Source organism: uncultured Bradyrhizobium sp., assembly GCF_936928535.1.
GTDB lineage: Bacteria > Pseudomonadota > Alphaproteobacteria > Rhizobiales > Xanthobacteraceae > Bradyrhizobium.
Genome location: NZ_CAKZHY010000133.1, coordinates 19,275 through 32,583 on the forward strand (window position 1 = coordinate 19,275; position 13,309 = coordinate 32,583).

The 13,309-nt window shown below is 64.5% G+C and carries 13 protein-coding genes and 1 pseudogene; 6 read left to right on the top strand and 8 right to left on the bottom strand.

Going from position 1 to position 13,309, the window contains the following annotated elements:
• The first annotated feature begins 82 nt into the window (after window positions 1-82).
• Both Q0687_RS27210 and Q0687_RS27215 read left to right on the top strand, forming a co-directional pair.
• Entirely contained in the window at window positions 83-637 is a 555-nt protein-coding gene (locus Q0687_RS27210) for a hypothetical protein (RefSeq protein ID WP_298883944.1), read from the top strand.
• Between the two features lie 192 nt (window positions 638-829).
• Window positions 830-1,858, top strand: a complete 1,029-nt coding sequence (locus Q0687_RS27215; protein WP_298883946.1) for a glycosyltransferase family A protein — start codon at window positions 830-832, stop codon at window positions 1,856-1,858.
• A 47-nt stretch (window positions 1,859-1,905) separates the two neighbouring features.
• Here the strand turns inward: Q0687_RS27215 and Q0687_RS27220 are convergent, their stop codons facing one another.
• The 7 genes and pseudogenes from Q0687_RS27220 to Q0687_RS27250 all read right to left on the bottom strand — a co-directional run bounded on the left by Q0687_RS27220 (window position 1,906) and on the right by Q0687_RS27250 (window position 8,546).
• The gene (locus Q0687_RS27220; RefSeq protein WP_298883948.1) at window positions 1,906-2,106 is read right to left on the bottom strand and encodes a hypothetical protein; all 201 of its coding nucleotides are present in this window, start codon (window positions 2,104-2,106) and stop codon (window positions 1,906-1,908) included.
• 81 nt (window positions 2,107-2,187) lie between these two features.
• Complete coding sequence (locus tag Q0687_RS27225; RefSeq protein WP_298883950.1) at window positions 2,188-3,279, bottom strand: Gfo/Idh/MocA family oxidoreductase; 1,092 nt, start codon at window positions 3,277-3,279, stop codon at window positions 2,188-2,190.
• 4 nt (window positions 3,280-3,283) lie between these two features.
• Window positions 3,284-4,288, bottom strand: a complete 1,005-nt coding sequence (locus Q0687_RS27230; protein WP_298883952.1) for a Gfo/Idh/MocA family oxidoreductase — start codon at window positions 4,286-4,288, stop codon at window positions 3,284-3,286.
• Between the two features lie 25 nt (window positions 4,289-4,313).
• A complete protein-coding gene (locus tag Q0687_RS27235; protein ID WP_298883973.1) occupies window positions 4,314-5,087 on the bottom strand; it encodes a carbohydrate ABC transporter permease in 774 nt (257 codons plus the stop codon).
• 91 nt (window positions 5,088-5,178) lie between these two features.
• Window positions 5,179-6,042 (bottom strand): annotated as a pseudogene (locus Q0687_RS27240) (sugar ABC transporter permease); the annotation flags it as partial.
• A gap of 86 nt (window positions 6,043-6,128) precedes the next feature.
• The gene (locus Q0687_RS27245; RefSeq protein ID WP_298883955.1) at window positions 6,129-7,421 is read right to left on the bottom strand and encodes an ABC transporter substrate-binding protein; all 1,293 of its coding nucleotides are present in this window, start codon (window positions 7,419-7,421) and stop codon (window positions 6,129-6,131) included.
• Between the two features lie 177 nt (window positions 7,422-7,598).
• Complete coding sequence (locus Q0687_RS27250) at window positions 7,599-8,546, bottom strand: LysR family transcriptional regulator (protein WP_298883958.1); 948 nt, start codon at window positions 8,544-8,546, stop codon at window positions 7,599-7,601.
• 250 nt (window positions 8,547-8,796) lie between these two features.
• Here Q0687_RS27250 and Q0687_RS27255 point away from each other — a divergent pair, with 250 nt between their 5' ends.
• The 4 genes from Q0687_RS27255 (at window position 8,797) to Q0687_RS27270 (ending at window position 12,792) form a co-directional block, all read left to right on the top strand.
• Window positions 8,797-9,717, top strand: a complete 921-nt coding sequence (locus Q0687_RS27255) for an MBL fold metallo-hydrolase (RefSeq protein ID WP_298883960.1) — start codon at window positions 8,797-8,799, stop codon at window positions 9,715-9,717.
• Window positions 9,718-9,732: 15 nt separating this feature from the next.
• Window positions 9,733-10,746 (top strand): alpha/beta hydrolase, encoded by a 1,014-nt coding sequence (locus Q0687_RS27260; RefSeq protein ID WP_363323995.1) that lies wholly within the window; start codon window positions 9,733-9,735, stop codon window positions 10,744-10,746.
• Between the two features lie 113 nt (window positions 10,747-10,859).
• Window positions 10,860-11,171 (top strand): hypothetical protein, encoded by a 312-nt coding sequence (locus Q0687_RS27265; protein WP_298883965.1) that lies wholly within the window; start codon window positions 10,860-10,862, stop codon window positions 11,169-11,171.
• Window positions 11,172-11,322: 151 nt separating this feature from the next.
• Window positions 11,323-12,792, top strand: a complete 1,470-nt coding sequence (locus Q0687_RS27270) for a tetratricopeptide repeat-containing glycosyltransferase family protein (protein WP_298883967.1) — start codon at window positions 11,323-11,325, stop codon at window positions 12,790-12,792.
• 21 nt (window positions 12,793-12,813) lie between these two features.
• Here Q0687_RS27270 and Q0687_RS27275 read toward each other — a convergent pair.
• Window positions 12,814-13,309 (bottom strand): carbohydrate porin (locus Q0687_RS27275; protein WP_298883970.1); only part of this gene is annotated, 496 nt, incomplete at its 5' end.

A 13,309-nucleotide genomic window follows, 5' to 3' on the forward strand; every position in this document is an offset into this window, starting at 1 on the left:
GTCGTATCCATTGCCCGCTTGCAAACGCGAACGCGTCCGTCAATCATTGGACGGCGTTCACCCGGGACCAGGGACATTTGACATGATCGCAAGCCCGACCAGCTCGGCAATGGTCGCTGCGGCGATGTTGCTCGCCTTGACATGCACCGCGGAAGCCGCGCCGCCAAAGCAATTGTACGGCAAATCGGTGACGCTGAGCTGGAACGAGACGCGCAGCCAGCGCGACGGGCAGTCCGGTCCGTTCAAGCCCGTCACCATTCCCTACATCGTCGTCATCTACATCAGCACCGAGGGGCATCTGTTCACTCGCTCAACGGCCAAGGGCGGCTCCGGCGCGGGCTTTGGATCGGCCGATGCGACCGGCACGACCGGCCGTAACGGCTTCGTGGAAGCGCGCTCCGCTGCATTCAATGGCACGAGGATCGTTGCCAACAGCGCGTTTGGCGGCGCCGGGCGTCATACCGAGATCAGCTTCAGCCCGGATTTTTCGAGCTGCACGGCGAGCGTCGTGACCGGGATGCCGAGAGGCGCCAAGACGGCCGTGGTTCGCAGCATAGCGACCGGCGGCAATGTCGAATTCGAGTCTGTGTCGGCGGGGCTTGCGAGCTGTTCGATCTCTTCTGGCAATCCGTTCTGACGCTGGACACCGCGCTGCGCGTTAATAACTGAGTAACCATTCGGCTCAGGCCCACGCGCGCAGCTCGCCTGCGGCCGGTCATTAACGAAGCAGTGCGAAATTGCCTCCTGCAGAGGGCCATCTTTGATATTTTGCGGATAGACGAGCCGGTCACGGACGCAACCGCTCCGTCCGCCGGCAAGGAGAGATGAGATGCAGGTCAGATCCGCGCTTCAGATCAATTTGCATCCGCTCGACGTGCGCCATGCGGTCCACACCCTTCCGCATCAGCTCGACGTGTGGGGCGATCAGGTCGATCGTATCGTCTTCACCGTCGACACCAAGCAGAGCAAGAGCGGTCGCTACACGGGTCAGGCTTACGAAGAGTGCCGCGGACGCCTGTTTGCGCTGCTGGAGTCCATCTCGCTGAAGTCGCCGAAGGCCGAAATCTCCGAGGTCGACTATTCGACTGATGCGCTCGAGGCGGTGCGGCAACGCTATTTCTCGACATCTCGCGCCTATCCGGAAAAGGCCTTCGATGGCGGGCCGTTCCACGCCTATTTCTATGGTCTGTCGAAGGCCAACGCGGATTATGTGGTGCACATGGACAGCGACATGCTGTTCGGCGGCGGCAGCCAGGTCTGGCTGGAGGAGGCAATCGGCTGGCTGAAGACGACGCCGGATGCGCTGTTCGCCGGACCGCTTCCCGGTCCGCCCCGCGCCGACGGCACGCTCGGCGATCTGCACGGAGGCTTCCCGGGATTATCCGGCATCCAGCCGCCCCAGCGGCTCAAGGCCGCCTACCCGGCTTACCGCTTTCGCACCGTGAGCACGCGGATCTTCGTGCTCGATCAGACCAAGTTCGATGCATCGATCGGCGCGCTGGAGCTGGTGCGTCCGAATCTCAAGCGCCGGATTCGCGCAAAACTGTTTCGCCAGTCGCCGCTGACGATGCCGGCCGAGGAGATCATCTCCGCGGCCATGATACGCAAGCAACTTTGCCGCATCGACTTCCTCGGGTCAGGCGCCGGGCTCTATTCGCTCCACCCACCCTATCGCACCGATGCCTTCTACCGGGAATTGCCGCAACTGATCGCACGCATCGTGGCCGGCGCGATCCCGGACGCCCAGCGCGGCGACTACGACGTCAATTCGAGCATGTTCGACTGGACCGAGGCGCTGCGGCAGAAGACCGTCGGTCGCCGCCTCGCCCGCGCCGCGCGCGCGCTGATGTCGAGCTAGGCATCGCGGGTTCGCGCCGCAGCCGACGGTCCCCGCGCGTGATCACCTTACCGGCGCGGCTGATCCGTCGTGGAATCGGTTGCCGGAGGGACGCGGCGTGGTGCCGGGGGTCGTGCGTGCGGCGGACGCAATGTCGCATCGTTGTTCGGCTTGGTGATCGCCGGTGACACCGCATCGGCCGGCTCCGCGTCCAGCGGCGTGGCGTAAAGTGTTGCAGCAAGAAAGCCGATCGCTATCGTCCTCACCATTGTCGCCTCCTCGGCCACACGAACTGCCGTATGGCAGCGCTCAAGCATGGCGAAGGTAAGACAAAGGAACCCGTTTTCGCCTCACCGCTGCGGTGCGGCCCCTGCTCCCGGGCGCCAACTGCGGTACTTCGGATGGTCCTTGTCGATCGGCAGCGCCACCGCCGTGCCTGTTTCGGCGGCGTGATAGAGGGCGGTGATCAGCTCCAGCGAACGCCGCGCGTCCTCCAGCGTAACCGGCAGCGGACCGCCGGTTTCCAGCGCCTGGTGATAGGCCGCCAGGAAGCCTTCGAATCGCGAGGGCACGAAGGCGAAGCCTTCAAGCGCCTTGCCGATCCGCATCTCTGCCTCCGGCGAGGTCGCGATGATCTGCCAGGGATCGTCGCCGGGCGCATAGGGCGCAAGCGAGCTCTCGAAGGTGACGTGCTCGAAACACAGCCTGATACGGCTGATTTCCTTTGCCGATCCCAGTGTCGCGGCCAGCGAGGCCAGCGCGCCGCTTTGCATCACGAGGCTCGCCACTGCGCAGTCTTCGACCTCGATGGCATTCACGCGCGTTGCGGTGCGCGCATAGACCGAGGCAATGTCGCCCATCAGCCAGGTCAGGATGTCGTGAGAATGGATCGCGTGGGTGAGCAGCGCTCCGCCCAATTCGGTCGCGAAACGGCCGCGCCACGGCACGGCATAATAGGCCGCGCCGCGCAGCCAGGCGGTCTCGATGGTCGCCAGATACGGCTTGCCGGCAAGGCCGAGCTCGCTGATGCGCCGTGCCTTCTGCAAGCCGTTGCCGAAACGATACTGGAACACCGGCATGATGCGCCCGCGCGAGGTGGCCTCCGCGGCGGCGAGCTGGTCGACCTCGTGCAGCGAGCCGACCAGCGGCTTTTCGCAGATCACCTGCTTGCCGGCGGCAAGCGCGGCCATGACTTGCGAAAAGTGCAGCGTCGGCGGCGTGCAGATATCGACGATGTCGATGTCATCCATGCCCAGCACCTCGTCGAACGAGGTGGTGCGGCGCGCGACCTCGAACTCGTCTCCGACGCTGGCGAGGCGTTCCTCGTTGAGGTCGCAGATCACCTGCAGATCGAACTGATCGCGCAAACGCGCATAACCCTCGGCGATATGGCTGCGGCCGATGCCGAGGCCGATGACGGCGACTGTATGACGCTTCGACATTCTCTTAAGCCCTTTCCGCCATCGCCTGCGCGGTCAGCGCCAGCTCCATGGCCTTGAAGCAGCGTGCCTGCGGGATCGCGGTCTCGGTGCGATCACGCACGTCCGCGATGAGCTGGCGGCCATAGGGGAGCTCGACGTTGGAACAGTCGATCCGGTGCACACCCTTGCGATCGACCATGATGAGATGATCGATGCCGCCCTGCCCGGCAATATCGATATACTTGCGTAGCTCCATGTAGCCTTCGGTGCCGAGAATGGTGATCCGGCCATCGCCCCAATTGGGCAGGCCGTCGGGGGTGAACCAGTCGACGCGGATGTAGCCGGTGACATCGCCGGTCTGCAGCAGCATCTCGCCGAAATCCTGCAACTCCGGCCTGTCGGGATTGGCACGGTTGGCGACTGTCGCGCTGACGACCCTGGCATCCAGTGCATCGGCGAAAAACAGGAACTGCTCGCACTGATGCGAGGCGATGTCGGTCAACACGCCGCCGGTGCGCTCGCGCGAATAGAACCAGTCGGGCCGCGGCAGGTTCTTCAGCTTGTGCGGGCCGAGCCCGACGGTGTTGATGACCTTGCCGATCGCGCCTGCCGCGATCAGCTCGCCGGCCTTCACGGTGGAGCGGGTCTCGAAATGCTCGGAGTAGCAAACCGAATAGATCCGCTTGGTCTCGGCCTGCACCTTGCGCACCTCGGCCAATTGCTCCAGCGACGTCATGCCGGGCTTGTCGCTCATATAGTCCTTGCCGTGGCGCATCACCTCGATGCCGAGCGGGGCGCGGTCGGCGGGAATGCCTGATGAGAGGATCAGGGCGATGGTCTTATCCTCGAGCAAGCGCGCTTTCTCGGCCACGCGCGGCGCTTGCGGATATTTCGCCGCGAAGGCCTGGGCGAGATCGTCCTCGACGGCATGAAAGCCGACCAGCTCAGCGCCGGCGCGCAGAAGGCAATCGACCTGGCCATAGATGTGGGCGTGATTGATGCCGATCGCGGCGAAACGCAGTTTGCTCATGCTTTTTGTCCTTGGTTGGCAGCCGTCAGCCCTTCAGCCCTGTCGTGGCGATGCCGTCGATCAGGAGACGCTGGAAGAACAGGAAGAAGACGAACAGCGGCAACAGCGTCAGCGTCGACATCGCGAACAGGGCGCCCCAGTCGGATTTTCCGGTGGAATCGACGAAGCTGCGCAGGCCGAGCTGCACCGTGTAGGAATTCATGTCGTTCAGGTAGATCAGTGGCCCGAAGAAGTCGTCCCAGGTCCAGATGAAGGTGAAGATTGCGGCCGTCGCGAGCGCAGGAATCGACAGCGGCAGGATCACGATCCAGTAGATGCGCCAGGGACCGCAGCCGTCGATCATCGCGGCCTCGTCGAGCTCTCGCGGGATGGAGCGGAAGAACTGCACCAGAAGGAAGATGAAGAAGGCGTCCACCGCGAGGAATTTCGGCACGATCAGCGGCAGGAAGGTGTCGACCCAGTCGAGATTGAGGAACAGGATGTATTGCGGGATCAAGGTGACATGGTACGGCAGCATCAGGGTGCCGAGCATCAGCGCAAACCAGAATTTCTGGCCGCGGAACTTCAGTCGGGCGAACGCGTAAGCCGCCAGCGAGCACGACATCACGTTGCCCACCACGCTGCACAGCGACACCACGAGCGAGTTCAGGAAGAATTGTCCGAACGTCACTTGCAGCCCGGACCAGCCGCGCCAGTAGGCGGCGAGGCTGAAATGGCGCGGCAAAAGCGATGCGTCGCCGAAGATGTCGCTGTCCGGCTTGAACGAGCTCGCCAGCATCCACAGCAGCGGATACAGCATGGCGATCGAGGCGAGGCACAGCACGACGTGATAGAGCAGCGTGCGGCCGCCTCGATTGCGAGGGGGTGAAACCTCATCCTGCGTGGCGAGATCAACCATCGTAGTGCACCCAGTAGCGCGATGACAGGAAGGACAGCGCGGTGAAGGCCGCGATGATCACCACCAGCACCCAGGCCAGCGCGGAGGCATAGCCCATGCGGAAATAAGCAAAGGCCTCCTGGTAGAGATAGAGGGTATAGAACAGCGTCGCGTCGATCGGCCCGCCGGTGCCGCCACTGATGATGAAGGCCGGCGTGAACGCCTTGAACGCGTCGATGGTCTGCACCACGAGGTTGAAGAACAGCACCGGGGTCAGCAGCGGCAGCGTGATCCGCCAGAATTGCTGGTTGCGGCTGGCGCCGTCGATCTCGGCGGCCTCATAGACGTCCTTCGGAATCTGGCGGAGGCCCGCGAGGAAGATGATCATCGGCGAGCCGAACTGCCACACGGCCAACGCCACCAGCGTGTAGAGGGCGGTGTCGGGATTGGAGATCCAGCTCGGTCCGTGAATGCCGACGAGCTTCAGCGCCTGGTTGAGCAAGCCGTCGCCGGCAAACACCTGGCGCCACAGCACCGAGACGGCCACGCTGGCGCCGATCAGCGACGGCAGATAGAAGATCGCCCGGTACAGCGGCAGGCCGCGCAAGCCCCGGTTCAGCATCATGGCCACCAGCAGCGCGAAGGCGAGCTTGAATGGCACCGAGAGCGCCACATAGAGGAAGGTGACGTGCATCGCCGCGCTGAACTTGGGATCGCTGGTGGCGATACGCACATAATTGGCGGCACCGACCCAGCGCGGGTTGCTGAGCAGATCGTAATCCGTGAACGACAGATACAGCGAGACCAGCGCCGGTCCCAGCGTCAGCCCGAAAAAGCCGATCAGCCAGGGTGCGAGAAACAGGTAACCCGTTGCACTGTCGCGCCAGGACGTCTCGGGTGCGCGTGCCGCCGGCAAAGCCTGCCTCGAAGTCGCAGCATCGATCAGCGTATCGGCCACTGCTGCTATCCGCGGGCCAGCACGGCGGACGCTTCAGTGACGAACTGCTTGGCGCCGTCGGCGGGCGTCAGCTTGTTGAAACCGACCTGCTCGTTGACGCGCCGGAGCACGCTCTGGATCTCGCCGGCACCGCGCGGCGGCGGCGGCGGCAATGGCCCGACCTTGTCGCTGATCAGGCTGATGTACTCGACCATGGCGCGGCCGAGGTCGTCGAGCGTCGGCGTCACGACATTGCGCACAGCTGACGACGCCGGCACGCCGCGCTCGACACCGAGCAGCTTGCCGGCCTCAAGGTCGGCAATGAAGTAACTGACCAGCTGAACCGCCGCCTCGGCCTGTTTCGACTGCGCCGAGACGCTCCACATCATGGCCGGCTTCAGATACTGGCCGGGCTTCGCGCCCTGTCCGCCATCGGGGAACGTCGACAGGCCGAGCTTGCTCTTGTTGATGGCCTGGAAGCCGACCAGCTGGTTGGAGTGGGCAAATGTCATGGCGACCTTGCCAAGCGACAACAGGTTGGAGTCGATCTCACCGCGATCAAGCGCCTGGACATCAGGCGCGGCGCTGGCGCCGCGCTTGCGCATGTCGCTCCAGAACGCAAGCCACCCGGTCATGTCCTTGTCGTCGTAGCCGACCTTGCCCTCGCTCGTGTACAGCGACTTGCCGCGCTGGGCGAGCCAGACCTCGAGCAGCGGCTCGTTGCCACCGCCGTCCTCCATGCCGGTGAAACCGTCGCGCTTGGCGGCCTTGGTGACCTCGGCGGCCAGATCGCCGATCTCGCTCCACGTCATGTTCCAGACCGGCTCTTTCAGACCGAGACTCTGGATCAGGCCCTTATCGTAGACCATCGCCGTCGAGTTGAGGCCGAGGCTGACGCCGTAGATCTTGCCGTCGACCTTGCCGCTGTTGACCGCAGCCGGGCTGAAATCCGCAAGGTTGAGCGCTTTCGGCACGTAAGCATCGAGCGGCAGCAGCGCACCGCGACGCGCGTATTCGAAGATGTAGCGGTAATCCATCTGCAGCACGTCGGGCGCATTGCGACCGGCGGTTTGCGTCGCAAGCCGCGCCCAATAGTCGGTCCAGCCCAGCGTTTCGCCTGATATCGTCATGTCCGGATGGCCGCTCAGATAGAGCTGATTGACCTTCTCGGTGCGCTCCGCCCGTTCCTTGGCGCCCCACCAGAACATGCGCAGCCGCATCGCCCCCGCCGCCGCGGGCAGGCCGCCGAGGCCCACCAATGTTGCACCGCCGATACCGGCTCTGATCAATGAACGACGCGACAGCGCGAAGCCGCTCATGACTTGTCCTCCCTGACCACGTGTCAATTGAGGCGCGTGTGACCGGCCGATGACACAAATTGACCGCCTGCCATTGCACGCTTTGCGCAACGTGCTTCTTCTTGCAAGCGAACCGAAGGTAGCTGCTATGTCGGCTTTGTCAAACGCGAGCTCGGCTCATCCACGCGATTGCTGAAATCAAGTGGCGGCGGCCGCCTGATAGAGGCGATCACGCAACCAGGCGTGACCTGCATCCTCCTGGTTGCGCGGGTGCCAGAGCGCGACGATGCGCGCCGGCGGCAGATCCAGCGGCGGCGGCGTGAGGTCGAGCTCGTGGGCGAAGCGCATCAGAAATCGCCGCGGTAGCGTGCAGATGCAATCGCTGTGCGCGAGGATGACAGGGGCAAGCGCATAGGTCTGAATCGAGACGGCGACGCGCCTGGTGCGGCCGAGCGCGGACAGCGCGTCATCGACCAAGCCCGAAAAGCCGCCGCCGTCTGCGGAGATCAGCAGATGGTCGGCCGCGCAAAACGCGTCGAGATCGAGCGTGCCGGTGCCGCGCGGGTGGCCCTTGCGCTGCGCGGTCAGGAAGCTGTCCTCGAACAGCGGACGCTGCATCAGCTCGCCGCTGGTCCCGCCGGGCCCTGTGATCAGGAGATCGATCTCGCCGCGTTCGAGCCGATCGACGATATCGGACGTGGGGTGGACAAGGGCAAGCCGCGTACGGGGCGCCATCGCCATCAACTGGGCAGTGAAACCTGGCGCCAGCGTCACCGCCGGATTCTCGTGAATGGCAACGACAAAGGTGCGCTGGTCCCGCGCGGGATCGAAGGCGGCCGGCCCCTCCACCATGCGGCGCAGCCTGCCGAGCACTTCGGAAAGTTCCGTCTGCAGCTCCACGGCTCGCGCTGTCGGCACGACGCCCCGGCCCGCCGTCGCCGGCACGAACAGCGGATCGTCGAACACCTGCCGCAATCGGTTCAGCCGGGCCGACAGCGCCGGCTGCCCGATATTCAGCCGCGATGCCGCACGGGTAACGTTGCGCTCGCGCAGCAGCGCCTCCAGCGCGAGCAACAGGCCGAGGTCGATCTCGGCAAGGTCGGCATCGTCGGCCGGCCGGCCCGGGCCGCGTTCGACATCCGCCATCGAGGCACCTCCGGTCCAAGGCTGACAATCGCGGCCGCATGAGCCGCACCGAGAGAGGTTTAAGGCCTTCACGCCGGCATGAAAAGGCGGACCGCCGGAAGGTCCTGACATCACCGGCATCGATGAGACCTATCGAGCCCACGGCCCTCCCGAGCGCGCGAGCCAGCCCGTACCTCACAGCCACGGCGGCAGGTCCGGAACGTCGGCAATCACGCCGCGTCCGGCGCCGACCGAAGCGGAGGATCCCTCAGTGAAGGAGACGAAGACTTATCGCATCGGCGATGCAGCCATCACGCGGATCGACGAGCTGTCGCTCGCAGCGTTTCAGTTCGACACGCTCTATCCCGGCGCGGACCCAGCGGCGCTCGAGCGCCAGCGGGTACGGCTCGAGGCTGGCTCGTTCGATCCTGCGACCGGCACATTCATCCAGAGCATCCACAGCTGGCTCGTCAAAACGCCGCGCCACACGATCCTGATCGATACGGCCACCGGCAACGACAAGAACAGGCCCGAGATTCCGCCGCTGCACCGGCTCAATGAGCCGTTCCTCGCGCGGCTGGCCGCTGCCGGCGTCACGCCGGAGGAGATCGACCATGTGCTCCTCACCCACGTCCACGCCGATCACGTCGGCTGGAACACACGCCTCGTCGACGGACGCTGGACGCCGACCTTTCCCAACGCGACCTACATCTTCTCTCGCATCGAGCAGGCCTATGGCGAGAGCCTGGCCAATGGTGAGGAACCAGCGGCCAATCCAGCGTTGGGCCCTGCGCTGCGCAAGCCCGCCGATCGCGTCTATGACGACAGCGTGCGGCCGGTGATCGATGCCGGCCTGGCCCGGCTCGTCACCGTCGACGGCAGCGAAGTCCTGGAGGGACTTTCGTTCATCCCGACGCCGGGCCACAGCGTCGACCATGCCTCGATCCGCCTCGTCTCGCGCGGCGAGCAGGCGCTGTTCGCGGGCGACGTGATGCATCACCCGCTCCAGGTCTATGAGCCCCAGCTCAATTCCTGCTTCTGCGAATTCCCCGAGGCCGCCCTCCGCTCGCGCAATGTCGTGCTGGAGGACGCGGCCGCGACAGGCGCAACAATCTTCACCACCCATTTCGCGCAGTCGTCCGCCGGCCGCATCACGCGCAGCGGCGAGCGCTTTGCCTGGCAATTCCTCTGACCGAAGGAGATGACGATGGACCAGACCAATCCTGCGCATGGATACAGCCCCGATCTCGTGGTCGAGGATTTCATGATCCCGAGCGACACGTCAGGCATTTCGCTTCACCTGCGCAACAAGCGCGCTCGCGCGCAGAAGGCTTTTTCCGCCGAGCGGACCATCTTGATGGTCCATGGCGCGACCTATTCGTCGGCCAGTCTTTTCGACGTGCCGGTCGGTGGCCGCTCCTTCATGGATCATCTCGCCGCTCAGGGCTTTGACGTGTTCGCACTCGACGTGCGCGGCTATGGCGGATCGACCCGGCCGCCGGAAATGGACGCCCTGGCGCAGGACTCTGCGCCGCTCGTTGGCACCGATGTCGCGGTGCGCGACCTCGCCAGCGCGGTCGATCATATCCTCACGTATCGCGGCATCCCACGCCTCAATCTCGTCGCGATGTCCTGGGGCGGCTCGGTGGCCGGTGCCTATACCGCAGGCAATAACGACAAGGTCTTGAAGCTCGCGCTGATCGCGCCGCCGTGGCTGCTGAACACGCCTGCGCGGATCGATTCCGGCGGTGCGCTCGGCGCCTACCGCAAAGTTGCGGTGCTCGATTTCAGGGAGCGCTGGCTCGGCGCGGCGCCGGAAGCGGCACGCGCGAGCCTGATCCCCGAGGGCTGGTTCGAGCGCTGGGCCGAAGCCTCGCTCGCAACCGATCCGCAAGGCAACAGCGAGCACCCCCGCGTGATGCGCGCGGTGAATGGACCGATCCAGGATATCCGCGATTACTGGGCCGCCGGCAAAGCGTTCTACGACGCAAACGACATTCGCGTGCCCGTGCTGCTCGTTCACGCCGAATGGGACCGCGACGTGACCATGGCCACGATGCAGGATTTCTTCACTTCGCTCACACGGGCGCCATACCGGCGTTGGGTGGAAATCGGCGAAGGCACCCACATGGTGCTGCTCGAAAAGAACCGGATGCAGGCCTTCGACGCCGTCAGTCAGTTCCTGGCCGAGCGCGATCCTCAGGGAACTCCGTCCCGCTGACGCTGGACCTGGCTGGAACCGAGGTCGCGTGTTCCACCTCCTTCGCATCAGCGCATTGCAGGGAACGTCGGCAGTTTCGCGTCGTTGATCCACCTCAAAACTGGAGGACAGACATGAATGTTCCAAGCATTGGCATCATCGCCGCGGCAATCGCAGCGACTGCAATCGCGACCCCGAGCTTTGCTCAGGGCCCGGGTCCCTGCACAAGCTCGAGCAGCACCGCGGTCGGCGCCGAAGGCCCCGCCATGAGCGGCGGTCAGTTGATGGCCGGCGTCGGCGATTGCCGTCACTACCGCCACGGAAGGTGGCGCGATAGTTATGGCTATTATCGGGCACCGGCCCGCACCTATTATGATCGTGGCTACTACGACCGTGGCTATGACGGCCCGGGCGTGACGATCGGCGTTGGTCCGGACCGTTGGTAAGAACAAATGAGAGGCCGCCGTAAAGGCGGCCTCTTTGCTTGCGCGAGAGTCCTTTCAGGCTGCGCCGGCCTTTCTTAGGCTGCGCCAGCTTGGCACCAGCCTGACACCGGAAAATACGCGACGGGACGTCGTCTCCATTTCTGGTCAGCTTATGAACCGCCAAGAGCGCCGGGCCGCGGCCAAACATTTGCCAAAGGCCGGGCCGCATCATCTGCAGACTGCGAAGAGTCTGGAGGCAGCGAAACAAGGCCAATCGCTGTTCAATCTCGGCCGCTATGCCGAAGCCCTGGAATGCTTCAACGCATTCGAAAAGCTCAACCCGGGTGTCGCGCCGCTGTATCAGACGCGCGGCCTCTGCCTGCAGCGGCTGGGCCGGTTTGCGGAGGCGCAGGCCGACTTCGAGCGGTCCATCGCGCTCAACCCTGACGAGGCCGAGACGCACAAGAATCTCGGCACGCTGCATGCGAGACTGGGCCGGATGGAGCAGGCTTTCGCAAGCTTCGATCGCGCGCTCGCGCTTCGTCCTGACTTTTCCGCGGCGCTGAACGAAAAGGCGCGGACGCTGTGGAGCCTGCAATTGCTGGATGAGGCTTTCGCGACGTTTCACCGGTCGCTGACGGTCGCCCCCGACAATGCGGATACAATCTGGAATCTCGCGCTGCTGCAGATGCTGACCGGAGACTTCGAGCGCGGCTGGCCGGGACGCGAGGCCCGCTGGACAGCGCCGTCTCTGGGCCTTGCAGAGCGTGGATTTTCGCAAGCGCGCTGGCTTGGCGACCAGCCGCTCGCGGGCAAGACCATCCTGCTTCATGCCGACGAGGCCATGGGCGATTCCATCCAGTTCGCGCGTTACGCGCCCATGGTGGCCGCGCTCGGGGCTCGGGTCATCCTGGAGGTCAAATCTGCAGTCCGGCAGCTGCTGGCCGGGATCAGCGGCGTTGCAGATTGTATCGACCGATCGTCGACGCCGTCCTTGGCGTTCGATCTGCATTGCCCACTCGGCAGTCTCCCGCTGGCGTTCGGGACCCGCCCCGATACGATTCCGTTCGCGCACCGCTATCTTCCTGCGCCACGGGCGGAGCACGTGACGGCGTGGCGGAGCCGGCTCGGTCCCCGCACGCGCTTCCGCGTCGGCCTCGTCTGGTCCGGAGATCCCGGCCACAAGAACGATCACAACCGATCGATCGCGCTACGCGCGCTTGTGCCGCTGCTCGATTGTGGGGCCCAGTTCGTCTCCTTGCAGAAAGGCATCCGCGAGCAGGACCGCGACTTCCTTGCCGCACGCTCCGACATTGTCGACCTGACCGAGCAGCTCACGGATTTCAGCGAGACCGCGGCGCTGGTGTCCTGTCTCGACCTCGTGATCTCGGTCGACACCAGCGTCGTTCACCTCACCGGCGCGCTTGGTCTACCTGTCTGGACGATGCTTCCCTTCAATCCGGATTGGCGCTGGCTGCTCAATCGCGACGACAGCCCGTGGTATCGGTCGATGCGGCTGTTCAGGCAGCCGAAACGCGACGACTGGGCCAGCGTCGTGGACAACGTTCGGCACGAACTCGACCGGTTGCTGTCCGCGTGGCGCAGCCGTGACGGAGTGAATGAAGAGCGTCCTATGCTCTAACGCGGGCGCCCGACCATCGCCTCAGAAGTGGACCACGCTGCGCAGGCCGAGCACCCACGCGTTGTCGGTCTTCACACCGGCGGCGTTAAACCCGCGCCCGCCAGGATTGACCACGTACTGGGCGTCGAACTTGAGGTTCATCCAGCCTGTCGCCTGCAATCCGTACCAGACTTCGAACGGAACTTCGTTACCGCCCGCATTCGGGCCAAGGGCTGCCGAGTTCACATGCGTCGTGCCAACCGCGAAGCCGACTTCATCATCGGGGCGCGAGGCGAACGTTCCCGTGTGCTTGACGCCCCAGGAGATCTGGTAGTCCTGGAACGAGGTCCGGTGGTCGGCCACGGTCGTATTCAAGAACGTGTACCAGCCCTGCGCCTTGGGACCATCGATAGTCAACCGCTGCAGGATCGACTCATAAAGGCCGAAGCGGCCTCGTTGATCTCCCAGATTTTGATCGGGGACCCCATATGTGGACGGCCCCCGTGGCACAAGAGCTTTGTCAGGTTTGATCGGATCG